At 46.7% G+C, this 24,290-nt stretch carries 20 protein-coding genes; 16 read left to right on the top strand and 4 right to left on the bottom strand.

From position 1 onward, the window contains the following. Window positions 1-135: 135 nt before the first annotated feature. The 4 genes from MHI52_RS18160 to MHI52_RS18145 form a co-directional block, all read right to left on the bottom strand. Window positions 136-414, bottom strand: coding sequence for a YxcD family protein (locus tag MHI52_RS18160; RefSeq protein WP_017687903.1), 279 nt, complete (start codon window positions 412-414; stop codon window positions 136-138). A 5-nt stretch (window positions 415-419) separates the two neighbouring features. Further along, window positions 420-917, bottom strand: a complete 498-nt coding sequence (locus MHI52_RS18155; RefSeq protein ID WP_036613538.1) for a hypothetical protein — start codon at window positions 915-917, stop codon at window positions 420-422. 98 nt (window positions 918-1,015) lie between these two features. Continuing rightward, a complete protein-coding gene (locus tag MHI52_RS18150) occupies window positions 1,016-1,582 on the bottom strand; it encodes a PadR family transcriptional regulator (protein ID WP_036613540.1) in 567 nt (188 codons plus the stop codon). A gap of 173 nt (window positions 1,583-1,755) precedes the next feature. Then, a complete protein-coding gene (locus MHI52_RS18145; protein ID WP_036613541.1) occupies window positions 1,756-2,331 on the bottom strand; it encodes a carbonic anhydrase in 576 nt (191 codons plus the stop codon). Between the two features lie 349 nt (window positions 2,332-2,680). Here MHI52_RS18145 and MHI52_RS18140 point away from each other — a divergent pair, with 349 nt between their 5' ends. The 16 genes from MHI52_RS18140 to hflX all read left to right on the top strand — a co-directional run bounded on the left by MHI52_RS18140 (window position 2,681) and on the right by hflX (window position 24,219). Continuing rightward, the gene (locus MHI52_RS18140; protein WP_076317594.1) at window positions 2,681-4,195 is read left to right on the top strand and encodes a carboxypeptidase M32; all 1,515 of its coding nucleotides are present in this window, start codon (window positions 2,681-2,683) and stop codon (window positions 4,193-4,195) included. Between the two features lie 160 nt (window positions 4,196-4,355). Continuing rightward, window positions 4,356-5,360 (top strand): ABC transporter substrate-binding protein, encoded by a 1,005-nt coding sequence (locus MHI52_RS18135; protein WP_036613544.1) that lies wholly within the window; start codon window positions 4,356-4,358, stop codon window positions 5,358-5,360. Window positions 5,361-5,389: 29 nt separating this feature from the next. Then, window positions 5,390-6,184, top strand: coding sequence for an ABC transporter ATP-binding protein (locus MHI52_RS18130; protein ID WP_405157398.1), 795 nt, complete (start codon window positions 5,390-5,392; stop codon window positions 6,182-6,184). A gap of 38 nt (window positions 6,185-6,222) precedes the next feature. Continuing rightward, on the top strand, window positions 6,223-7,014 hold the full coding sequence (locus MHI52_RS18125; protein WP_370739078.1) for an ABC transporter permease: 792 nt from the start codon (window positions 6,223-6,225) through the stop codon (window positions 7,012-7,014). Window positions 7,015-7,363: 349 nt separating this feature from the next. Next, window positions 7,364-8,341 carry an aromatic acid exporter family protein gene (locus tag MHI52_RS18120; RefSeq protein ID WP_076317597.1) on the top strand — a complete coding sequence of 326 codons (978 nt, stop codon included), beginning with the start codon at window positions 7,364-7,366 and terminating at the stop codon, window positions 8,339-8,341. A 75-nt stretch (window positions 8,342-8,416) separates the two neighbouring features. Further along, window positions 8,417-8,977 (top strand): outer spore coat protein CotE, encoded by a 561-nt coding sequence (locus MHI52_RS18115; RefSeq protein ID WP_017687912.1) that lies wholly within the window; start codon window positions 8,417-8,419, stop codon window positions 8,975-8,977. A gap of 201 nt (window positions 8,978-9,178) precedes the next feature. Further along, window positions 9,179-10,429: a putative amidoligase domain-containing protein gene (locus MHI52_RS18110; protein ID WP_255319797.1), complete on the top strand. Its 1,251-nt coding sequence runs from the start codon at window positions 9,179-9,181 to the stop codon at window positions 10,427-10,429. A gap of 207 nt (window positions 10,430-10,636) precedes the next feature. Beyond that, window positions 10,637-13,438: a DNA mismatch repair protein MutS gene (mutS, locus tag MHI52_RS18105; RefSeq protein ID WP_405157397.1), complete on the top strand. Its 2,802-nt coding sequence runs from the start codon at window positions 10,637-10,639 to the stop codon at window positions 13,436-13,438. Between the two features lie 21 nt (window positions 13,439-13,459). Continuing rightward, window positions 13,460-15,688 (top strand): DNA mismatch repair endonuclease MutL, encoded by a 2,229-nt coding sequence (gene mutL, locus MHI52_RS18100; RefSeq protein ID WP_405157396.1) that lies wholly within the window; start codon window positions 13,460-13,462, stop codon window positions 15,686-15,688. Between the two features lie 17 nt (window positions 15,689-15,705). Next, window positions 15,706-16,491: a class I SAM-dependent methyltransferase gene (locus tag MHI52_RS18095; protein ID WP_036672760.1), complete on the top strand. Its 786-nt coding sequence runs from the start codon at window positions 15,706-15,708 to the stop codon at window positions 16,489-16,491. Beyond that, window positions 16,472-17,428, top strand: coding sequence for a tRNA (adenosine(37)-N6)-dimethylallyltransferase MiaA (gene miaA, locus MHI52_RS18090; protein WP_244988211.1), 957 nt, complete (start codon window positions 16,472-16,474; stop codon window positions 17,426-17,428). The genes MHI52_RS18095 and miaA overlap by 20 nt, the downstream gene beginning before the upstream one ends. A gap of 373 nt (window positions 17,429-17,801) precedes the next feature. Next, window positions 17,802-18,044, top strand: coding sequence for an RNA chaperone Hfq (hfq, locus tag MHI52_RS18085; RefSeq protein WP_017687918.1), 243 nt, complete (start codon window positions 17,802-17,804; stop codon window positions 18,042-18,044). Window positions 18,045-18,214: 170 nt separating this feature from the next. Then, a complete protein-coding gene (locus MHI52_RS18080; protein WP_405157395.1) occupies window positions 18,215-20,875 on the top strand; it encodes a PBP1A family penicillin-binding protein in 2,661 nt (886 codons plus the stop codon). Between the two features lie 287 nt (window positions 20,876-21,162). Continuing rightward, window positions 21,163-21,726 carry a DUF402 domain-containing protein gene (locus MHI52_RS18075; RefSeq protein WP_036672757.1) on the top strand — a complete coding sequence of 188 codons (564 nt, stop codon included), beginning with the start codon at window positions 21,163-21,165 and terminating at the stop codon, window positions 21,724-21,726. A 110-nt stretch (window positions 21,727-21,836) separates the two neighbouring features. Next, on the top strand, window positions 21,837-22,808 hold the full coding sequence (locus tag MHI52_RS18070) for an AAA family ATPase (protein WP_062834999.1): 972 nt from the start codon (window positions 21,837-21,839) through the stop codon (window positions 22,806-22,808). Window positions 22,809-22,932: 124 nt separating this feature from the next. Further along, window positions 22,933-24,219 carry a GTPase HflX gene (gene hflX / locus MHI52_RS18065; RefSeq protein WP_076317601.1) on the top strand — a complete coding sequence of 429 codons (1,287 nt, stop codon included), beginning with the start codon at window positions 22,933-22,935 and terminating at the stop codon, window positions 24,217-24,219. Window positions 24,220-24,290 lie beyond the last annotated feature (71 nt).

Below are 24,290 nucleotides of genomic sequence, written 5' to 3'. Positions count from 1 at the left end.
CACAGAGACGTATAGAGACTACAATAGACGCACAAATAGAGCTACAAATACAGAAACAAAAAGACCGCCTTCCATCTCTGTCAGGCGACAGAGGGGAGGCGGTCTTTCGTATATCAGGCCAGTGAGTGACCTATCTTATTGATTAACGATCGCTGTGATTTCTTCATCCAGATCAAGTCGCACATTTTCACGGTACGCCCGGATGTTGTATTCACTGTGCAGGTAACGAAGAATCGCTTCAATCATATTGGACTCGACCAGATATTGACTGCGTCCTTGGATCCAAACTTCAGCGGAATAACCTGTATCTTCTTCCCAGCTCAGTTCTACATTCACATCGGTTGGACGTACACCCTTACGTTCTGCCATATGAATACAGATTGCATTCACAATTTCATCCATGCTCAGAACCATAGAGATTAGTACCGTCCGTTTCTGTTACGGTCATCATCACGATCATTGCGACGGTCATAACGACCATCCGCTGCAGGTTTGCGACGATTGGAGATGGCTCTGAAGAGTGCCATAGCCAGCATAACAATCAACATAATTGCTGCAACGTTCACGAGCAATCCAAGGATGTTACCCAGAGCGCCCATGCCACCGAACAATCCGCCAAACATCATACCAGCAAGACCACCAAGCATCATGCCTTTCATGAATCCGCCGCCACCGCCGAAGAATCCGCCACGGTTCGTTGTAGCTGCTCCATTGCTGGAATTGTTATTCGTATTCGATTTGCTTACATTGCTGTCGGATTTCTTAGGTGTATTGCTATAACTTTTCGTACCGGATTTGAATCCGCCACCACGTCTTGCATCTGCAGAATCCGGATTCGTTACTCCCACTGTTGCGAACAATAATGTAAAGGCCATAAATACCATCATTAGATGTTTAACTCCGAATTTTTTCTTCATTGTAAAGATCGTAACCCCCCGCTTAATTTGTTTGAATCGCCCAAAAATGGGCCTTACTCATGTAATACGGTCAACTTGCAGGAACGTTTCAAATTTTATTAAATTTCTGAAACGCTTGGACTTGGGTCTTGAATTGCAGCTTGGCCATCAAGCAATTGGGTAACCCAATGACACCATTCCAGGCCTGTTTGTGCGTGCATTAACCCTTTTTGTACCAGGATGTAGCTTCCAAAATCTCGGTTGCCTACACGAAGATTATCCTGAGGTATACGTGACTTCAGATCCTCGAAATAACGTATGCGTTCCATAAACCAGCTTTTACGCTCGTTAAGAATGCGTCTCATGCTTCCGTCTTCCGCTATGCCAACACACAAAATACGCAAATTAAATTCATCGCGTGTAACCGGTGCGGTAACAGGAGTAATCATCCATTCCAAGAGCTTTTCAATGCCTTTTTCCGTAACTGCGTACATTTTCTTGTCCGGTTTGTCAGACTGTTGTACCCAGCGGGAGGCCAATAACTCATCGTTTTCCATCTTGGACAGGAGTGGATAGATCTGGCTGTGTTTCGCCTGCCAATGTGGCTGGATTTTCAGCATCAGATCATAGCCCGATGACTCCTCGCGGGTAAGCAGCCCGAGTAATCCGTAGGAAAGTATGTTCATGCACATGTCTCCTTAATATTAGGGCTAGGTCAGAGAGAACAATCGTTTTTACTTTCTTTGACCGCTTTCATAAAAAGTGTACACTGAAACTGTATGGTTTGACAACCTGACAGAGCAACTGCCTTAATTTAGACAAAAAAAGTGCGAACCATAAGGTCCGCACTCCAAACCATTTAGAGAGATGCCTGTTGTCCATACCCCTCAGCGACAAGATCAAGCTCACCTGTGGCAGAATCGATAACCATGCCGTGGACGGGTACATTGGGAGGAAGTAAAGGATGCTTCTTGATCACTTCCACAGTATGTTTTACCCCTTCTTCGACGCTGTCAAACCCGCGCAACCATTTTTGCAAACGGATGCCAGAGTTCTCCAGGGTTGTCATGACTTCTTCCGATACGCCACGCTCAACCATATGTCCAATCATGGTCTCAGCGTGAAGGGAAGCCATACCACATTCCGTATGCCCCACTACCAGGACTTCATCTGCACCCAGTTCATAGATGGCGACAAGTACACTACGCATTACACTCCCGAAAGGCTGAGAGATAATTGCGCCTGCGTTTTTGATGATTTTCACATCACCGTTTTTCAAGTTCATAGCCTTGGGCAGCAATTCCACCAAACGTGTATCCATACAAGTGATGATAACCATCTTTTTGGTTGGAAACTTGCCAGCCGTATACTTTTCGTATTCTTTGGTCTCGACAAATGATTTGTTGTAAGTCAAAATCTCTTGAATGTTGTTCATGTCCATTGCCTCCTGTTATCCAATACGACGAGCACGGCCACTTGCATATGATGCAGCTTGTCCTACACGCCTTTGCTTTAATAGTATTTCACGGTCAGCAGATGGAATTACTCCAACCCTTTAGAGGTTGTTCAAAAAGTCCACTTTTGATTACAAATCATGCCTGAGGGCATCATCAGCATCGAAGTTGAACGCCATTTCTATCTTCGCGGTAATGAAAACCAGACTTTTTGAACACGTATCTTTAGGAGAACAATGCAATTTTCATCTGTTAAAAGTTGATTATACGCAATGCAAAAAGTATCATCAATAGGGTATAACATTTTTTTTGAAGAGGTGAACGATAACAATGGATAAACAAACACAGGAACATTTGGAATCCTTCCGTAATCTGGCTCGTAAAATTAAGAGCTATCATGAAGCCATTGGTTTGCTTCACTGGGATCTGCGCACAGGTGCGCCGAAAAAAGGCGTTCCGACTCGTTCGGAGACGCTGGGTATGTTGTCCACCGAAGCATTCAAGCTGCAAACCTCGGCTGACATGAAGACTTACCTGGATGCATTAACGACTCCAGCAGTATTGGAACAGCTCGAAGATATAGATCGTCGTCTGGTTGAAGATTGCAAGAAAGAATATGATCGCAGTCAATCCGTACCACCTGAGAAAGTACAAGCTTATACCGTGCTAACAGCCAAGTCGGAAACAGCATGGGAAGATGCCAAGCATAATAGTGATTTTGCAGGATTCTCACCTTATCTCACAGATATCGTTAAGCTCAAACAGGAGTTTATTGATTATTGGGGTGTGAAGGATACACGTTATGATACGCTGCTTGATATGTATGAACCAGATCTGACGGTTGAGAAAGTGGACGCTGTGTTCGCCCGCCTCAAAGCACGTTTGGTGCCTCTACAAGAGAAGATTAATGCTTCAGAAAACAAGCCAAATACAGAGTTCCTGAATCAGTTGTTTGACACCAAACAGCAGGAAAAATTCAGTCTGTTCATCCTGGAACAAATGGGCTATGACTTTGAAGCTGGACGATTGGACGAGAGTGTTCATCCTTTTGCAACGGGTCTTAACCCGGGTGATGTGCGGATCACAACACATTATCTGCAAGATGATGTAGCAAGCGCAGTATTCAGTTCACTGCATGAGGGTGGACATGCCCTGTACGAGCAAAATATTGATGACAGTCTGGCGGGTACCCTTCTTGCCGAAGGAACGTCCATGGGGATTCATGAGTCCCAGTCCCGTCTTTGGGAAAACATGATTGGTCGCAGCCTGCCATTCTGGACACGTTATTACAAAGATTTGCAGCAGCATTTCCCGCAACTGAGCGAGGTTGAACTGGAAGATTTCTATCGTGCAATCAACCGGGTGGAGAGTTCACTCATTCGGATCGAAGCGGATGAACTGACCTATAACTTGCATATTATTATCCGATATGAGATCGAGAAAATGTTATTCAACGATGGTCTGGAAGTGAAAGACCTGCCAGAGACCTGGAATGCAAAATACAAGGAATACCTAGGTATTATGCCAACGAATGATGGAGACGGTGTTCTTCAGGATGTTCACTGGTCTGGTGGTGACTTTGGTTACTTTGCTTCGTATTCTCTGGGTAATATGTATGCAGCTCAAATTCTACATACATTGCGCAAGGAAATGCCGGAGTTTGATACCCTCATTGCCGAAGGTAATCTGATTCCAATTAAGGAATGGCTTGCAGACAAGATCTACCGGTATGGTAGAAGTCGCACACCTTCCGAATTAATTGTTGCCATAACGGGTGAAGAATTGAACCCGGATTATCTGGCTGATTACCTGGAAGCCAAATATGCCGAGATTTACAAGCTGTAGGTATCCCCGTAAATAACATACTGAATAACATTTCGAAGAGCTGAAGAGTCGGGCAACATTGCCCGGCTCTTTTTTGCATTTAAGTTCTTAACCTTTTGTTGGGCATCGGCATATCCATAATAGAGAGAAACTGCTGAAACCAGTGAAGGAGGGAAACAACATGAAATACACGCCATGGTTCGTCCGGGGCATTGTTATTCTGCTGATTATCATTGTGGCGCTCACCAGCTGTAATAAGGAAGAGAATGAAGCCAAGATTACGATTGGCGAAGTGACTCGTTCGGTATTTTACGCACCGGAGTATGTGGCTGTGGCTCAAGGTTTTTTTGAAGAGCAGGGACTTGAGGTGGATATTCAAACGACTGCTGGTGGTGACAAAACGATGGCGGCATTACTCGCAGGTTCGGTGGATATCGCACTGGTAGGGGCGGAGACGTCCATATATGTCTATCAGCAGGGAGCGGAAGATCCGGTCATTAACTTTGCCCAGCTCACCCAGACGGATGGTACATTTCTGTTCGCTCGTAACACAGAAGGTAGCTTCGATTGGGAGCAACTGAGGGATTCCACATTTCTCGGTCAACGCAAAGGCGGCATGCCGCAAATGGCAGGGGAGTTCGCACTGAACAAACATGGCATTGATCCGCAAAGTGATCTGGAGCTGATTCAAAATGTGGACTTTGCCAACATTGCGTCTGCTTTCGCCTCAGGCACGGGAGATTATGTTCAACTGTTTGAACCCCAGGCATCCATCTTTGAACAAGAAGGTCGGGGTAAGGTTGTTGCATCGTTTGGCACAGAAGGTGGTCTTCTGCCTTACACCGTCTTCATGACGAAACAGAGTTATCTTAACGACAATAAGGATATCGTACAGAAGTTTACGAATGGTCTACACAAAGCGCAGGCATGGGTGGATTCTCATACGGCTGAAGAGATTGCTGAAGTCATTTCTCCTTTTTTCAAAGACATCGATCCAGCCATTTTGGTAAGCAGTGTGAACCGTTATAAGGAACAGGGCAGCTATGCAACGGATCCGATCATTGATGAGGAAGAGTGGAACAATCTACTTGATGTCATGAGTGCCGCTGGAGAGTTGAAAGAACGTGTAGATTTGAATGCCATTGTGGATAATGCCTATGCGGAAGAAGCTACAAAATCAAAGTAATGGGGTATTCAGGAAAGGAAGTGAGCAGAATGCCTGAATCCGAAAGTGTGATCCGACTGGAGGGGATCTCTCAAGTATATGTCAGCGAGCGGGAAGCTTCCTTGGTGATTGAGGACTTGAGTCTGGAGATCCAAAAAGGAGAGTTCGTCAGTCTGGTTGGACCGAGTGGATGCGGTAAAACGACATTGTTGTCGATCATCGCCGGGCTGCTCACACCCACCCGAGGAGAGGTTAAGGTTAAAGGTAAACCCGCTCTCGGCCCCTCAGCACAGATTGGTTATATGCTTCAACAGGACTATCTGTTTCCGTGGCGGACCATTCTGGATAATGCATTAATCGGTCTTGAACTGACAGGCAGACTTGATGAACGGAGCCGTGAGCGTGTACGGGAACTGCTGGTAAGTATGGGGTTGGCCGGAACGGAGAATCAGTACCCGTCAGAACTTTCAGGGGGGATGAGACAGCGAGTGGCTCTGGTGCGCACGTTGGCAACCGACCCGGGGATTTTATTGTTGGATGAACCATTCTCAGCACTTGATTATCAAACCAAGCTGCAATTGGAGGATCTGGTCTCGGACACGTTAAAACAGTTTGGCAAAACATCTGTTCTCGTCACCCATGATTTGTCTGAAGCCATTGCGGTCAGTGACCGCGTCATTGTACTGGATCGCAAACCGGGCCGCATCCGTCGTGAATTTATCATTCCCGATGGAATTCGTAAATCTCAGCCGTTTCATGCCAGGGAGCAAGAAGGATTTAATGCGTTGTTTCAGGCATTGTGGAGTGAACTGGATCAGTCCGGGGGAGGTGAGGAAGACGCGTGAATCCAATGAATCCGAAGCAGGAAAAGCGTGACGAATGGATGGGGCAGCTGCATCGGAATCATATTCAGCAGGTGGCCAGATGGCGACATCAAGTGCTTGCCGTACAGTTATCTATGTTAGTATGTATGTTTTTGCTATGGGAAGTGGCAGGCAGACTCCGTTGGATTGATGTACTGTTATTCAGTTATCCGAGTAAGGTTTTTGCTCAGATTGGCAAGGACATCGCTAGTGGCGAGTTGTGGGCACATGTTGGGGTAACCGTAGGGGAAACGGCAGTTGGTTTTTTACTGGGAACACTGGTGGGAACCTTGCTTGCGGTTTTAATTTGGTGGTCTCCTTTTTTGTCCAAAGTGCTGGACCCCTATATGGTTGTATTCAACAGTATGCCAAAGGTAGCACTTGGCCCAATCTTTATTGTGATGTTCGGCGCGGGTTTTACAGCGATTGTTATGACCACATTGTCCATCACGGTCATTATCACGACACTAGTGGTGTATAACAGCTTCAATGAAGTCGATCCCAATTATATTAAAGTCATTCGTACGTTTGGTGGAGAACGTTCCGAGATTTTTACAAAAGTTGTATTACCTGCTTCTTTTCCGGCGATTGTATCCACCTTGAAAGTGAACGTTGGCATGGCTTGGGTGGGTGTAATTGTGGGTGAGTTTCTTGTCGCCAAACAAGGGCTCGGTTATCTCATTATCTACGGATTCCAGGTATTCAACTTCACACTTGTACTATCAAGTCTGTTAATTATTGCTGCAGTTGCAACAGCCATGTACCAACTTGTTGTCTATGCAGAACGCAAAATGCTGGCTGGCCGCAGGTGATTCGGAAGTGTTTTACTCGTAATGTGACCGGGTATGATATGTATACAATTTCACAAGGGGTGTCACGTTGCCCGATACCGTAAAATCAAGTACCATATTTAGTATGATTATTCCGCGCAGATCCGGAATGAATGCGATGATTGGAGAAGAGGGCCTTGAGGTTCTGTCGCAACGATCTAACTTGCCAGCGTCCCTCATTCGGGGCGTGTTGCTGTGACCGGCATGCATGCGCATGTCGGTTGATGTCGTCTAGTTTACATTTGGATGAGACATACTAGTCATGATAAATGAATGAGGCGACGAGCTGGCTAAGAATTTTTTTTGCAGCTTAGAGGAGATGGAATGTTAAATGGGTTTTAGGGTAATTAAAACTGCAATCGCCGCATTAATGGCTGTATTGATTGCAGACTGGTGTCGCTTGCCGGGACCAACATCAGCGGGATTGCTTGCCATTCTTGGCGTGGATGTAACGAGAAAACGAAGTATTCGCACCATATCGGCGCGGTTCTTTGCTTCCGTAGTTGGACTTTTATTTGCAAGTGTACTTTTTCACTTTCTAGGCTTCCATTATTGGGTGCTGGCGGTATACATATTGATCGCATTCCCGGCTATTGTCCGGGTAGGCTTCAAAGAAGGTATTGTTACAGGTTCTGTTGTGGTGTTTCGGGTGTTTGGCGGCGGGGAGATGGACGTGCATGTCATCCTCGTACAGATTGCTTTGCTGTTAATTGGTCTTGGTTCCGCAATGGCGGTTAACCTGGCCTATATGCCGGCAGCAGATCCACAGATGTTGCGCATTCGCAAACGAATCGATGAACTCTTCTCGAAGATTTTCAAGGAATTTGCGGCCACGCTACGTAATCCCAATGAAGCATGGGCGGGGAGAGAGCTGATTGAAGCAGATAAAGCGATTCTGGGCGGTATTGATGCTGCCAAACGTTCTCTGGAGAATCAGGTGATTCATCCGAATGAGGAATGGAGCGTCTACTTCTATATGCGCAAAACGCAGTTGGACTCCATCCAGCACATGATGCATCTCGTGTCCCAGATCTATCAGAAGATGCCACATGCGGAAATGGTCTCGGAGCTGTTCGATCAGCTTAGTCAGGATGTACTTACTGAATCTTACACCGGACGAACTGAAAAACTTCTTGCGGATGTGCAAGAAGAATTCAAACGTATGGAGCTGCCGGATACAAGGGAAGAATTCGAGATTCGTTCTGCAATTCTCCAGCTGTGCCGTGAACTCGCGCTGTATCTGAAAGTCGCGAAGAAGGACAAAGCACCGTCCCCAATCTCGGACCGGTCCCAATCTACAAACGAATAATAGAAAATAGTTGTCACCCTAGACGAATGCCCTGCATACACTTGTAGTGAATGATTGTATGGAGGAGGTTTAAAGATGTCATTGAGTCATAAACATCAATGTAGAGAGATTATCACGAAGGCGATCTGCGGCAAAGGTCGTAAGTTCTCTACCGTAACACATACCGTGACTCCGCCAAATGGTCCGACAAGTATTTTGGGGGCTTGGATTATCAACCACCAATATGAAGCCGTATCAGCGGGTGACGGAATTGAAGTTATTGGTACTTACGATATCAACATTTGGTATTCCTATGACAAGAATTCGCAGACGGATGTAGCCAAAGAAACGGTGTCGTATGTAGAACATGTGCCTTTGTCCTATCTGGATCCGAAACACCGGACTTCCACAGTGGAGGTATCTGCGGATGCAACGCAGGAACCTAGCTGTGTGGAAGCCACAGTATCAGCAGGTGGAAGCAGTGTAATTATCCGGGTAGAACGGGAATTTGCTGTGGAACTCGTTGCCGAGACTAAAGTTTGTGTGAAGGTCTGCACAGATGGTTGCGGTGATTACGAAGACAAGGACTATGACTTTGGCAGTGCGGATGGAGATTATGACGATCTCGATCCCGATCTGCTCGACGATGAGCTGTGAGATTGACGCCTGTATTTGATAACCTAAGGTATCATATGCGCCAGAAGGCGCGGTGAAGAGGGCGTAAGCCCTCTTTCTTCCTAAATATTGAAAAATGGGTGGTAACGAGCCTCGCAATGTGCCTGGAATACCTTTCACGGGAAGGCTCCGCATTGCGGGGTTATTTTTATTTTAGTTGCATGATCCGGGAGGGGGGACGTAATGAATGTGATGGAACAAGCGGAGGAAGCGCTGCGCCGATATGAAAGGATGACTTCTGGAGAACGTGCAGAACGGTTGAAACAGGCAGGCATTGAAGTATTGTCACTGCACGATCGGCGCAAACGTGAACCAGGCTTGCGTGTACGCTATGACGTAGAGATAAGCTGTCTGCAGGCGATTCGGATCAAACGTAAGGATACTAGTGGCATGGGAAGGGCACAGGAAACTCTGTTGGAGCGTGAAGCGAGTTCAACCTTATTCAAGCGCATAGAACGACTTGCGATCAAAACGCTGTATACGCTAGGACTGGATCATGGAGCTGTTCGAATGGAATCCTCAGGGAACGGCGGTTGTGCAGTGATTTCGATTGATCCATGTCCCTGGAAAGGGGTGACCAACCTTGCTACTACCTATAGGGAAAGCTGGAAGCAGCATCAGGAACTGCTGGATGAGGAAGTAAGTCACAGACCTATTCCAATACTCGGCATGGACCCGGAGTTTCTTCTGGTGCAGATGCCGGAATCCAAAATCGTACCCGCCTCCAGATTTCTTGAACGTACAGGAATGGCAGGCTGTGATTCCGTCACGATTGGTGGACGGCGCATATATCCGGTTGCCGAACTGCGACCGGCTCCCAGCTCCGAACCACGAGAACTGCTGGCTCATCTGATGAGGGCATTCGCAGCCGCTTCCCGCAGCATTAGTGATCACTCACTCATCTGGCAGGCAGGCGGGATGCCACAGCGTGGGTTACCTCTAGGCGGTCATATTCATTTTAGCGGGATGAATCTTACCGGGGAACTGCTTCGTGCACTGGACAATTATCTGGCATTGCCACTGGCATTTCTGCAAGACCCACGAGGATCGGGAAGACGACCCCGTTATGGAGCACTTGGTGATTTTCGCCTGAAATCCTATGGTGGGTTTGAGTATCGTACGTTACCCAGCTTTCTTGTATCGCCCCTTGTTGCGAAAGGTGTTGTGGCCTTGGCAGGTCTGATCGCGAGCGGGTATACTCAATTACGGCAGCGTCCGTTAGCGAAAGCTGAGGTCCATGCCGCTTTTTATGAAGGAAAGCGCGAAGTGATTAAGGAACACATTCCAACTCTGGTAGATGATCTGAAGAGGTTGGATGGATATGCACGTTATGAACGGTATGCATCTCCGTTAATCCTTCAATTAAAACTGGGAAGAACTTGGGATGAGAGCCGCGATATTCGCAAACTCTGGAATATTCGGGCAGGTTCATGAAGTACGGACGTTTTTTTGATATAATAAGAAACAAGTCTTTTATGAGTAATAAGCTACTACGGAAGATATGGAGCAGCAACCCTTGAAGGAAGTGGCGATTAGCCAACACATAAGGCGGAGGCGCAAACACAGTGCCTGACCGTCTTATTGTCCTTCCAGGACGCGTTTCTTCCTGACATTATAGGAACGGGATGGAGGATATTCATCATGGCTCAGTATACGCCAATGATTCAACAATATTTGCAAGTGAAGGCCGAAGCACAAGATGCTTTTCTATTTTTTAGACTGGGTGACTTCTATGAACTGTTCTTCGAGGATGCGATTAATGCTTCCCGTGAACTTGAGATCACGCTGACCGCACGCAACGGAGGCACGGATGATAAAATTCCGATGTGTGGTGTACCTTATCATTCGGCTGACAATTACATACAGCGTCTGATTGAAAAAGGATATAAAGTTGCGATATGTGAACAGATGGAAGATGCAAGTGTAACCAAAGGCATGGTACGACGTGAAATTGTACGTGTGGTTACACCGGGAACGGTAATGGAAGGCAAGACACTCGGTGACAAGTCCAACAACTACATGGTGTGTCTTACAGGTAATCAAAATACGCTGGCGCTCGCGGCCTGTGATCTGTCAACGGGTGAGTTGTATGTGACATCCGTACCCTATTCCAAGGAATGGCTCAAGGATGAAATCGGCATCTACGAACCATCGGAGCTGGTGGGGGATGCAGCGCTGCTTGAAACGGTAGAAGCCGAGGCGTCTCCAATCGGTCGTCCTGTGGTCTACACGTCGTGGACAAAAAATAAGGAGGATCTGGTCCGTCAGCAGTTTGGCGAGGCTGTCTGGGCAAGATTAGAGCCTGAACGTCAAGCGTGTATTGCACGTCTTTTCTCCTACCTGAGCGAGACACAGAAACGTTCTTTGGGACAATTAACACAAATCTCAACGTATGAGCCAGATCATTATATGATCTTGGACCCGTTTACCCGCCGGAACCTGGAATTGGTGGAAACCGTGCGTGAACGCTCCAAAAAAGGTTCATTACTCTGGTTGCTTGATCGGACTGAGACGTCCATGGGTGCAAGAATGCTGCGTCGTTGGGTCGATAAGCCATTGTTGCAAAAAGGGAAGATCAATGAGCGTCTGGAAGCGGTAGATACGCTGTACAACCAGTTTATATTGCGTGAGGACTTGCGGGCAGAACTCAAAGACATCTATGATCTGGAGCGCTTGGTAGGTCGCATTGCGTTTGGTAATGCCAATGGTCGAGATCTGAATGCACTTAAGTCATCGCTGGAGAAAATTCCAGGACTTCGTCAGCATTGCGCAGGATCTTCTTCCGCAACATTGCAGCATATTGCCGAAACGATGGATGATTGCAATGATCTGCGTGAAGCTATCGGGCAAGCCATTGTGGACGAGCCGCCGGTATCGGTAAGGGACGGAGGTCTGATTCGTGAAGGGTATCATGAACGTCTGGATGAATTGCGTGAGGCTTCGGTTAACGGGAAGCAGTGGATTGCGGAGCTGGAAACGCGAGAGCGTGAGGCGACAGGCATTCGATCGCTTAAAATTGGATATAACAAAGTGTTTGGTTATTATATCGAGATCACCAAGTCCAATCTGTCCGCGTTGCCAGAGGGACGTTATGAACGTAAACAGACACTTGCCAATGCAGAACGTTACATTACGCCGGAGTTGAAGGAAAAAGAGACGCTGATTCTCGAAGCTCAGGACAAAATGATTGATATTGAGTATGGGCTGTTCGCAGAGCTGCGCGAGCGGCTGAACAAAGAGATTGCAAGATTGCAGAAGCTGGCCGAACAGGTTGCAGAGATTGATGTATATCAATCTTTTGCGGTGATTAGCGCTGAGCGTAACTTTGTACGGCCTACGCTGACCGACGGTTATGACCTGGTTGTGGAAGAAGGACGCCATCCGGTCGTCGAGGCGGTCATGCGAGATGGCGCATTTATTGCCAATCACACGGCAATGACCAAGGAAGAGGCCCGTATTCTGCTGATTACCGGTCCAAATATGGCTGGTAAGAGTACGTATATGCGACAGGTCGCTTTAATCTCCATTTTGGCGCAAGTGGGTTGTTTTGTACCTGCGGGTCAGGCCGAAGTGCCGATCATGGATCGCATTTTCACACGGATCGGTGCCGCGGATGATCTCATTGGCGGACAAAGCACATTCATGGTGGAGATGGCCGACATTCAGGTCATGACGGACAAAGCCACACCACGTAGTCTGATTATTATCGATGAATTGGGACGCGGAACGTCGACCAGTGAAGGTATGGCGATTGCTCAGTCTGTTATTGAATATGTACATGATATTATTGGCTGTAAAGCTCTTGTATCAACTCATTTCCATGAACTTGCTCATCTGGAGGAGAGTCTGGACAAGCTGGCCAACTACTCGATGGCGGTACAAGAGAGCGGTGACAAAGTTAATTTCCTGCGCAAATTGATTGCCGGGGCAGCCAGCAGCAGTTATGGTATCTATTGTGCACGCCTTGCAGGTCTCCCTGATAGCATTATTGAGCGGGCGAATGGACTATTGCATGGGTTCGAACATGCGGCCGCGCAAGTAGCTGTGGGCAGTGAATATATCGGAAACGAGAAGCAGGAAGAAGGCTTGAAATTAAAAGGTGGAGAATTCCAGCACACGGATTCAGCACCATTAATCCGGGAACACGAGATTGAGGAGAGTGCAGAGTACACACCTTCTATTGAAGATTCGCTTGGGAAGCAACATGCCAAGAAATCAAACAGCAAAGGACAGTCCAGCGCAAACCATTCGGATGTGGTTCAACTGTCCATCTTTGGAGATGATGAGCCGAATGTGGCAACGAAACCGGATGTAGTTGCGGTGGATAAACCAGCGCGAGAATTCATCCGTACGATGAAAGATATCGATGTCATGAATATGACGCCTCTTCAGGCGATGCAGATATTGAATGATCTCAAATTGAAGGCACAGCAATTATCCTGAGTATAAGGGAGGGGAAAACCTGTGGCGAAAATACATGTGCTTGATGAACATATTGCCAACCAGATCGCGGCGGGTGAAGTGGTCGAACGGCCTGCTTCAGTTGTCAAAGAGTTGCTCGAAAACTCGGTGGATGCAGGCGCCACCAAAATTGAAGTGACGGTGGAAGAGGGCGGACTCCTCAGTATTCGTGTCAAAGACAATGGTACAGGTATTGAGCCAGAGGACATGGAAACCGCCTTTTATCGTCATGCGACCAGCAAAATAGCCCATGGCCGAGATCTGTTTCAGATCACAAGTCTTGGATTCCGTGGCGAAGCCTTGGCGAGTATTGCCGCCGTGTCCAAGGTAGAGGTATTGTCGTCAAGTGACAATGATGGGCGGGGGCGCCGCATCGTAATTGAAGGCGGGAACCTTCGCACTCATGAAGACGCAACCTCACCTCAAGGTACAGATTTTGCAGTGAGAGAACTATTTTACAATACACCTGCTAGACTCAAATATATGAAAACGATCCAGACGGAACTGGGACATATATCAGATGTCCTATACCGGATGGCGATGTCTCATCCAAACATTTCGTTCCGACTGCGCCATAATGAGAATGTGCTGCTTCAGACGTTGGGCAACGGCGATCTGCTACAAGTGGTTGCAGCGATCTATGGGACAAGTGCTGCCAAAGCGATGCTTCCCATCCAGGGAGAAAGTCTGGATTACCGGGTGAGCGGGCTGATCAGCCTGCCAGAATGGACACGAGCGAATCGTAATGGTATGTCAACGATTGTTAATGGGAGATTTGTTCGCAATTACGGTCTCAATCAGGCGATTCTCAAAGCCTACCATACCTTGCTGCCGATCAATCGCTTCCCACTTGTCGTGGTGCAGTTGGAGATGCACCCCTCTCTTGTGGATGTGAACGTGCATCCGGCGAAGTTGGAGGTTCGCTTTAGCAAGGAACCAGAACTGTATGAATTCATAGAGACGACGTTGCGGGGGATACTCCGGCAGGAGGTACTGATTCCACAGGTCAAAAAACAGCAGATTCGACGTGGAGACGATAGTTCCTTTATTCAGGAACAATTCCTCTTTCCACGTGGTCCGCTGAAAGATGCATCTGATGCAGAAGGATATGGGCAACAAGGGCCACTTGGGAAACCTATTGCTGCACCTCTGAAGTTAACTACAGAAGATGATGATCTGGATTTGGATGCTCCGGCGGATGTGTCTACAGCACAGTTGGTATCTGAACAGGGTCACTCAGTGCCGTTGCCCGAAGCTCCACCTGAGGTTACACAGCCCCCGGAGCAGTTAGAAAGTTGGAACGGGGATATTTTGCAGAAGATTGCTAGTCATGGCGAGGGGCAGACATCCGCTAACGTGCAAGAAGGCACTAAGGATGTAAGTACAAGTTCAAATACAAGTTCTACCGAAACTGTTCCCAAATCTGACCTCTCTTCTCAAGATGGTGGGGATCGTGGAGCAACAGAGAAACCGCTGGCTGAAGGCAAACCAGCTACGTATCGCTCCGATTCCGTATATTCACCGGTAAGGGAAGCACGTTCATCGTATAATCCGTCTTCAGTTCCGAGAAGTGAACGGACGTGGAAAACTTCAGGTCTACCTGATGCCACTAAACTTGCTGCTGCCATTAAATCGGATGCATCCATGCCTGAATTTCCGGAGCTGAGTCTGATCGGACAGCATCATGGTACGTATTTGATCGCGCAAAATGACCAAGGTTTATATTTGATTGATCAGCATGCCGCTCATGAACGCGTAAATTATGAGTACTATTACGAGAAGTTTGGTAACCCTGCCCAGGCCTCACAAGAGTTACTGCTGCCTATTACGCTGGAGTTTACACCTTCGGAGACGGAAAAACTGAAAACAAGGCTGGCCTGGTTCGAACAGGCGGGTGTATATTTGGAGCATTTCGGTGGACAGACGTTCCGTGTGCGCTCCCATCCGTTCTGGTTCCCCAAAGGGGACGAGAAAGACATTATCGAAGAAATGTCCGAGTGGGTGTTGAGTGAACGTAGCATAGATGTAGCCAAGATGCGAGAAGCTGCATCGATCATGTGCTCCTGCAAGGCGTCCATCAAAGCGAACCAAAAGCTGACCGATCAGGAAGCAGAGGTGCTAATTCAGCGTCTGGGTTCATGTCGTCAGCCCTACACTTGTCCACATGGGCGGCCGATTGTGATTTCATTTTCAACATATGATCTGGAAAAATTGTTCAAACGTGTTATGTAGCTATTTAGGAGGAATCTATGTATATTACAACCGGTGAAAAGGAAGCGGCTTTACTTGTGGAGCGGGCCCGAAACCTTGCTGAAACAACAGGGGGTACTTACGTGCGCCGTAATAAAATGTCTCTGCCCATGATGATTGAACACTATGAGGCGGAGGAGGTTCTGGTTGTACTCCAGGGTAAAGTGCGTCTATTTCGGAAGGATTCACCGTTGCTGGAGTTCCACCCCAGCATGGGATTTGTTCGTGCCAAACGTATATTGCGAGGAGAACCTGATCCACTGCTGGAGGCGGGGGCGGTGAATGAAGGGGATACCATCATCGATTGTACAGCCGGACTGGGCACGGATGCACTGGTGTTCTCGGTTGCAGTGGGCAAAAGTGGACGGGTGATTGCATGTGAGAGCTCTCTTCCGCTATATACACTATTAGTGGAGGGGATGTCTCAATATGAGACGATCAAGCCAGCGGTAAATGAAGCTTTCCGGCGTATTGAGCTGCATCATGCAAATCATCTTGAGTTGCTGCGTTCCATGCCGGATCGAAGCTGTGATACCGTATATTTTGACCCCATGTTCCGTGAACCGATGATGGATTCAAGTGCTATACAGCCCTTGCGAGATTATGCAAATGCTCACGCGCTGGATGAACAGAGTATTATGGAAGCGAAACGGGTTGCCCGTAAACGGGTAGTCATGAAAGAAAAGCGCGGCAGCGCGGAGTTTGACAGGCTCGGATTTGAAATACTTGATCGGGCGAATGCAAAAACCCTGTACGGAGTGATTAATGTTGAAAGTGGAAGTTAAACCAAAACCTAAACTGCTTGTGTTGGTTGGACCAACAGCAGTAGGCAAAACAAGAATGAGCATCGAGCTTGCCCAAGCTTTCAATTGTGAGATTATCTCAGGAGATTCGATGCAGGTATATCGTGAAATGGATATCGGAACTGCCAAGATTACCTCTGAAGAAATGAAGGGTGTACCCCATCATCTCATTGATATCCATGAACCGGAGTATCCGTATTCTGTGGCCGAGTTTCAGGAGAGTTGCACACGATTGATTAGTGAAATCCACGAACGCGGTAAAATGCCTTTTATTGTAGGGGGCACCGGTCTGTATGTGGAATCGGTATGTTACGGCTTTCAATTTTCCGATAGTGGTTCGGACGAAGCGTTCAGGGAGCAACAATTCAGCTATGCGGAGTTAAATGGAGCTCAAGCCCTTCATGATCGATTGAGGGAAGTTGATCCCGTTAGTGCGGATCGTCTGCATCCGAATGATCAACGGCGAATTGTACGTGCGCTTGAGATCCATCATCTCACTGGAGAGAAGTGGTCTGATCAGCTGGCAGTACAGAAGAAAGAGTCGCCTTATGACCTTCTTATTGTTGGTTTGACAATGGATCGACAGAAGTTGTACGCCCGGGTAGAAGAACGGATTGATCTGATGATCGAACAAGGTCTGGTGGATGAAGTGAAGTCCCTGTTGGAACGTGGAGTGGCCAGAGGTCATATTTCCATGCAAGGGCTGGGGTATAAGGAGATTGCAGCGTTCCTGCAAGGGGAAGTGAGTTGGGAAGCAGCAGTTGAGTGGTTGAAGAGGGATACACGTCGGTTTGCCAAACGGCAGCTTTCCTGGTTCCGTCATATGAAGGATATAGAATGGGTGGACATGACGGATACCCAGGATTTTGAAGGGAAATACAAGCAGATAAGTGAATTGATTACACGGAAATTTGATTGATTTGAGCGATTATTAGTATTCTTCTGACAGGCATCGATTAGATCAAGATATGTAAACCTCTACCTTCTGGTCATCAAAAGGATAGAGGTTTTTATTTATCACTAGAACAGATGGTAGAGATTAAGTATTCGCTAAACAACGAATAAATGTACTTTAAAATGAAGATTTTGTCCCTCTTTTGCAAAACAGACAAGCGGTGTATAATGGATAAGTCTTCTATTTGTTCACCTCGCTAAGAATGGGGGTAAAATAGCAGACAAGGGGTTTTTGTGGATTATATGAAACTGTTCATGATATAATAGCACGAAAGCTACTCAGCGATATTGAATATTACTTGAACACGAATTCAAATGAACCAATGGGGGTACGGCTAATGAACAAGTCCATCAACATCCAAGATACGTTCTTGAACCAACTGCGGAAAGAAAATATTCCTGCTACGGTCTATCTGACCAACGGCTTCCAAATCCGCGGGACGATCAAGGCATTTGACAATTTTACGATCGTCATTGACAGCGACGGACGCCAGCAAATGGTCTACAAGCATGCCATCTCCACGTTCACGCCGCAACGCAGCGTATCGCTGATGCAGCAAGATAACAGCGGCGAAGCTTAAAAAAATTACGAAACCTTTTCACCAACCATTTCGTCTACAAGTATAGGTATTGAAACAGAGCAACCTGAATAAAGGGTTGTTCTTTTCATTCCGGGCAAAATATGTTTAATATATGCCTGAGCCTACAGACGATTAGAAATTATGCAACCGAAAGGGAGTCAGGAGGTAACATGCCAAACGATCCGTTGTCGAGGTCTAACAATCGCAACAACAATAACAAGTCACCCAAAAAAGCGAAGCCAAAGACCTCTAAAAAGAAAAAAATTACGGGTAAACGCGTTGGATGGACACTGTTTTTCACAATGGCAATCGCCATATTCTGTGCACTTGGCGGATATTTATTTATTATGGTGAGTGGTGAAAATCTGCTCAAAGCCAATAAGGACAAAACCACAATTAATGAAACTTCAAAAGTATATGATCGCAATGGCCAATTAATGGGGGAACTATCCATTCAGAAGCTGGAACCTGTCAAAGAAGATGATATTCCTGAGCTTGTGAAGCAAGCCTTTGTTGCAACGGAGGATAAGCGATTCTACGATCATCAGGGCGTGGATATCTGGTCCATTGGGCGTGCAGCGGTTAAGGATGTCATGGCTCGTTCCATGGTGGAAGGTGGTAGTACACTAACCCAACAGCTTGCCAAGAACATGTTCTTGTCCCGTGACAAGACGTTCTTCCGTAAAGCAACGGAAGTATCGATTGCCATGGCATTAGAGCGCAAGTACACAAAAGACGAAATCCTGACGATGTATCTGAACCGTATTTTCTTCGGTCATCAGCGTTACGGGATTAAAGCGGCATCTGAATTTTACTTTGGAGTTACTGATCTCAAGAGGTTGAAGTTGTGGCAAATTGCTACATTAGCAGCTATGCCGAAAGGGCCTTCTGCCTATAATCCGGTGAGCAATCCAAACGACTCAAAAGCACGCCGAGGTGTGGTATTGCAGCTGATGTATGAACAAGGCTACATTACCAAGGCGGAGATGGACGAAGCAAAAGAGATTAACTATAACTACAAGCGACCAGAGAAAGACAGGAAGTATCAAGGTTTTATAGATTATGTGCTCCGTGAAGCTGAACGAGTAACAGGTAAAACGGAAGATGATCTGAATATCGGCGGGTACAAAATCTATACAACTATGGATGCTCAGGCTCAAACAGCCATGGAAACTGCCTTCACAGATGATAATCTGTTCGAGGCAAGTAAAGACGATCAACAGGTTCAAGGCTCCATGGTTATCATGAACCATGAGAATGGTAGCCTCGTTGCCCTCCTGGGAGGACGGGATTATCAGACTAAAGGTTATAGCCGTGTAACGCAGAGTCGAAGACAGCCAGGTTCAGCTTTTAAACCGATTGTGTCTTATGCACCTGCGCTTGAATCAGGAAATTACAGTGCCAACTCATCGCTGAGTAATGCGAAGCAATGTTTTGGTAACTACTGTCCTGGTAACTTGCATGGATATTCTTCAACGATCAGTATGACGGATGCAATTACGAAGTCGGAAAATATCCCTGCGGTTTGGCTGCTTGATAAAATAGGTGTTAACACAGGCATTAATTTTGCCAAGAGTGTAGGCATACAGCTGACAGATGAAGACAAAAACTTGGCGATTGCCCTCGGTGGTCTAAGTAAAGGTACAAATACACTGGAAATGGCGCAAGCCTATAGTGCATTTGCCAACCTCGGAGAATACCGACAAGCCTATGCGATTAAAGAAATCAAGGATAGCGCAGGCAAAACCACTTATAAACATGATAACTCGGACACAACGCGTGTCATGAGTGAGCAAAATGCGTATCAGCTTACACAGATGCTGCAGAACGTCGTTAATGACGGTACGGGACGTTCAGCACGTCTGGATCGTCCGGTAGCGGGTAAAACAGGAACAGTTCAAAGTGGTATCTCTGGCAACAGTGCCAACCGTGATGTATGGTTTGTTGGATACACCCCGGAATGGACTGCGGCAGTCTGGATGGGCTATGACAATCCGGATGCCAATCATATGCTTAAGAACAGCAGTAAGCTGTCGGCAGCTTTCTTTGCCAAAGTCATGGGAGATGCTTTAAAAGGCGTTCCAGTGAAGCAATTCAAAGCACCAGCTGGAGGGCAGGCACCTCCGCCAGTAGAAGAACCAGAAAAGCCGGCTCTGTCCGTTAGTGGGCTTAGTGGATCATACGATCCAAATGCACAAACCGTCTCCCTGAGTTGGACTGGAACGGGTGACGCGAGTACGCAATATCGAATTTATCGGAAAGAAACATCTGAAGCCCAGTTCACTCATCTCATTGATGCAATAGGAGCGACCAATGCACAAGATTTAAGTGCGTTGCCTGGTCTAACCTATGAGTACTATGTGACAGCTTACGACTTGGCATCAGGACTTGAGACGGATCCTTCCAACACCATCTCCTTGATGATTGAAGCGCAGGAAGTGCCGCCGGAGGAACCTGATCCTGGTATAGACCCTGGAACAGAGATAGATCCTGAGCAGCCAGGTACGGAGAATCCGGACAATGGTACACCGGATAATGGCAATTCGAACGGTAATAACGGTAATGGAAATGAAAATGAAAATGGCAACAACGGAAATGGTAATAACGGAAACAATGGCAACGGTGGTAATAACGGCGGAAACGGTCAACCTGGGGAAGGCAATACGCCCCCACCTGGTCAGGGCACAACAGATCCTGGCGGAAATGGTGAAGGTCCCGATGATGGGGGCGTAACAACGCCGGGCGAAGTTGTAACTCCGGACAGCGGAACAAGTGGGGATACTGGAGGGACAGATGCACCTGCAGATTCCCAAGCTGGCACCGGCGGCTAAGCCAATGAATCACTAAATAGCTACATTGAAAAACTGCTTCTCGGGAAACCGGTGAAGCAGTTTTTTGTGTTATACAGAACAATTGTAATGGAAGCTGATTTGATGAATAGGTGGGACAAAGCTTGATTTTGAGTGTAAACCTTAAATATGGTAAGCTGTAACTATTCGTAATACGTTGTGCAAGGGCGGACCCAGAGCGCTGGAATCCATCAGGCGGACGTTTTTACATTGTTCACCAATAACATCAGAGCAGGTCACGGACCTGTAGTCGGCAAAGAGGGGTTCGTATGAAACGGAAATTCGGGGATCGCGCGAACTGGCGCCGGATTACGAACCGACAATTCACATGCCGGTTCGTTCAATCCAAAATTTTCACAGGTTATATTACGTTGTACACCATACAGGATTTGAAAGAACCTCTGTGGAAAACTTATGGAGGCAGTACCTTCTGTATCGCAGATAAAGGTTATTCCTGGTTGCAATACTATCCGAAGGGAGAGCACTTTGTTGTTACGGCGATGTTTGACGATCAGGAACGGATTGTAGAGTGGTACATTGATACATGCCGTAGTCAGGGGATAACCGATCAGGGTGTTCCTTGGTTTGATGACCTGTATCTGGATGTCGTTGTATTGAAAGATGGGGAAGTATTTTTGCTGGATGAAGATGAGCTTGAAGATGCACTGTCACGAAAACATATTACAACGGGTGATTATGACTTGGCTAACAAGACGGCAAAGGAACTGCTGCATGCCATTGATGCACATGTATTCCCATACTTTCAGTTATCACTGAAGCATAGGCCGAGTTTGTTTGAGAACGGAGAGTTTCGAAAAAACATTCAGATTTAAGTCATCTACTTATCCGTAGAATTCTTCATGATCCTTCTAATATTGGAGCACCTGATAGAATACATTAATAATCAGGAGAGTTCAGCCCGATAAAATAGAGGTGATGGCGAATGAACGGACGGGTCATGGCTGCAGGAGAGCAACCAGGAGGCAGACCATCCAGACAAATTAATATTGTGTTGCGTAACCAGGAACCTCAGATGTTGGTCAAAGATGAAGCAGCGGCAGTACAGGCAGCCAAGAGTATAACCAAACATGCGCACTTCCAGGAGATACAGGGTGAATTGGAGCAACTGGTTGGACTTGAAAATATCAAAGACTTGGTGTTTGAGATCTATGCTTTTCTACAGATTGCTCAGATGCGTACCGAAGCAGGCTTACTTAGTGGTGCGCACGTGTATCATATGATCTTCAAAGGTAATCCGGGAACCGGTAAGACCACCGTGGCGAGGATCGTTGCCAAACTCTTTCAGAAGATGGGTGTGTTAAGTAAAGGTCATCTTATTGAAGTAGAGCGTGCGGATCTGGTTGGAGAATATATAGGTCACACGGCGCAGAAAACAAGAGATCTGGTTAAGAAGGCACTCGGTGGGATATTGTTCATTGATGAAGCCTACAGTTTGGCCCGCGGGGGAGAGAAGGATTTTGGCAAGGAAGCTATTGATACGCTTGTTAAGTCCATGGAAGATAACAAAAATCAGTTTATACTGATTCTTGCCGGGTATTCGGAAGAAATTGATTTTTTTCTCCAGACCAATCCCGGATTACCTTCCCGCTTTCCCATTCAAGTGGAGTTTCCAGACTATAGCATTGATCAGTTGATTCAAATCTCTGAGATTATGGCCAAAGAGCGTGATTATATTCTAATGCCACAGACCATACTCAAGCTAAAGCAACATTTGCTTCAGGAGAAAAATGATTCGCTGCACGCGTTCAGTAACGCCAGATACGTTCGTAATGCCATTGAGCGTTCGATCAGGCATCAGGCGGTTCGTTTGTTGGAACAATACTCGGAAGGCAGTCCAGGAAAACTGGAGCTGATGACAATCCGTACAGAGGATTTGAACTTTGAGCGAAAGTAAGCGATAATATAGTTTTTACACCAGCCGGCCGGGCCAACCGGTTCGGCTTAAGGCATGCCATGGCATATTCGTGGCAATGTATATCAACGGATTAATTTAGTAATTAGAGGGAGTGAACATATACATGACAAATGGCACACATGATACAGATATGGTCAAAAAAGATCGCGCCGTCTTGGTGAGTCTTGTTACGGATGATGTAAAACGTACAGGTATCAACCCTGAGTACTCTTTAGAGGAACTGGTGAAACTTGCTGAGACAGCTGGAGTGGAAGTGCTAAGTGTACTTTCTCAGAACAGGGAAAAACGTGATACCAAATGGTTCATTGGTAAAGGTAAGGTGGAAGAACTCCGTGCAATCGCCGAGGAGCTCGGAGCAACTACGGCTATTTTTGATCAGGAATTGTCAGGTGCACAGGTTCGTAATCTGGAAGAAACCCTCGATCTCAAAATTATTGACCGTACCCAATTGATTTTGGACATCTTTGCACAACGGGCCAATACTAGAGAAGGTATCATCCAAGTGGAATTGGCTCAACATAGCTATTTGCTGCCACGGTTGTCGGGTCATGGCAAGAACCTGTCCAGACTCGGGGGCGGAATCGGAACAAGAGGCCCAGGTGAAAGCAAACTGGAGACAGACCGCCGTCACATTCGTGGTCGTATCGATGATCTGAAGCGTCATCTGGAAGAATTGACACGTCATCGTAAGTTGCATCGTGAACGCCGTAAAAAGACAGGTATTGTTCAGGTGGCCCTTGTTGGTTATACCAATGCTGGCAAATCAACTTTGCTCAAGCAGTTGACGGCTGCAGATGTGTATATTCAAGATCAGCTATTCGCAACATTGGATCCTACATCACGTACGATGGAACTTCCAAGTGGAAAAGAAATCGTACTTACCGACACGGTTGGATTTATTCAAAATCTACCGCATGATCTGATTGCAGCATTCCGGGCAACGTTGGAGGAAGTGAATGAGGCAGACCTGATCCTGCATGTTGTGGACGCCTCATCAGCTATGCGTGAAGATCAGATGCGGACGGTTAATACGATTCTGCAAGAACTTGGTTCAGGGGACAAGCCGCAGTTAGTCCTGTATAACAAAAAAGATGCGTGCACACCAGAGCAACTTGAGATGCTTCCATTGGATAAAGACCATATTAAAGTAAGCGCATTAGACTCGGAGGATCTGCTTAAAATCCGTGAATTCATTCAGACAGAGCTGACAGGTGATACGAAGCGCTTCCGTATTCCGGCAGAACGTGGTGATCTTACGTCAGTACTCTATAAAATTGGTGATGTAGTGGATACCAGCTTTGAAGAGAATGATGTCATTTATGAAGTTGAATTGCAAAAAGGTGAATATGAGAAATTTGGTTATATGCTTGAAGAATTCATTGAATTGTAATATTCATGACATATTGATGTGATAAGTTACACGATAATGGATATTCGACGTCAGATTCGTGCTATGAAGGG

This window comes from Paenibacillus sp. FSL H8-0283 (assembly GCF_045040675.1).
GTDB classification, from domain to species: Bacteria; Bacillota; Bacilli; order Paenibacillales; family Paenibacillaceae; genus Paenibacillus; species Paenibacillus amylolyticus.
Note: the sequence above shows the minus strand (reverse complement) of the source record. Positions and strands in the feature narration are given on the sequence as shown.

Bases quoted from the DNA above. Each gene is read 5' to 3' on its own strand.
- MHI52_RS18080 (WP_405157395.1), top strand. From the start codon at position 18,215: ATGCCAAACGATCCGTTGTCGAGGTCTAACAATCGCAACAACAATAAC.
- MHI52_RS18140 (WP_076317594.1), top strand. From the start codon at position 2,681: ATGGATAAACAAACACAGGAACATTTGGAATCCTTCCGTAATCTGGCT.
- MHI52_RS18135 (WP_036613544.1), top strand. From the start codon at position 4,356: ATGAAATACACGCCATGGTTCGTCCGGGGCATTGTTATTCTGCTGATT.
- MHI52_RS18120 (WP_076317597.1), top strand. From the start codon at position 7,364: ATGGGTTTTAGGGTAATTAAAACTGCAATCGCCGCATTAATGGCTGTA.
- MHI52_RS18130 (WP_405157398.1), top strand. From the start codon at position 5,390: ATGCCTGAATCCGAAAGTGTGATCCGACTGGAGGGGATCTCTCAAGTA.
- MHI52_RS18070 (WP_062834999.1), top strand. From the start codon at position 21,837: ATGAACGGACGGGTCATGGCTGCAGGAGAGCAACCAGGAGGCAGACCA.
- MHI52_RS18125 (WP_370739078.1), top strand. From the start codon at position 6,223: ATGGGGCAGCTGCATCGGAATCATATTCAGCAGGTGGCCAGATGGCGA.
- MHI52_RS18160 (WP_017687903.1), bottom strand. From the start codon at position 414: ATGGTTCTGAGCATGGATGAAATTGTGAATGCAATCTGTATTCATATG.
- MHI52_RS18150 (WP_036613540.1), bottom strand. From the start codon at position 1,582: ATGAACATACTTTCCTACGGATTACTCGGGCTGCTTACCCGCGAGGAG.
- hflX (WP_076317601.1), top strand. From the start codon at position 22,933: ATGACAAATGGCACACATGATACAGATATGGTCAAAAAAGATCGCGCC.
- miaA (WP_244988211.1), top strand. From the start codon at position 16,472: ATGTTGAAAGTGGAAGTTAAACCAAAACCTAAACTGCTTGTGTTGGTT.
- MHI52_RS18115 (WP_017687912.1), top strand. From the start codon at position 8,417: ATGTCATTGAGTCATAAACATCAATGTAGAGAGATTATCACGAAGGCG.
- MHI52_RS18075 (WP_036672757.1), top strand. From the start codon at position 21,163: ATGAAACGGAAATTCGGGGATCGCGCGAACTGGCGCCGGATTACGAAC.
- MHI52_RS18145 (WP_036613541.1), bottom strand. From the start codon at position 2,331: ATGAACAACATTCAAGAGATTTTGACTTACAACAAATCATTTGTCGAG.
- hfq (WP_017687918.1), top strand. From the start codon at position 17,802: ATGAACAAGTCCATCAACATCCAAGATACGTTCTTGAACCAACTGCGG.
- mutS (WP_405157397.1), top strand. From the start codon at position 10,637: ATGGCTCAGTATACGCCAATGATTCAACAATATTTGCAAGTGAAGGCC.
- MHI52_RS18155 (WP_036613538.1), bottom strand. From the start codon at position 917: ATGAAGAAAAAATTCGGAGTTAAACATCTAATGATGGTATTTATGGCC.
- MHI52_RS18095 (WP_036672760.1), top strand. From the start codon at position 15,706: ATGTATATTACAACCGGTGAAAAGGAAGCGGCTTTACTTGTGGAGCGG.
- MHI52_RS18110 (WP_255319797.1), top strand. From the start codon at position 9,179: ATGAATGTGATGGAACAAGCGGAGGAAGCGCTGCGCCGATATGAAAGG.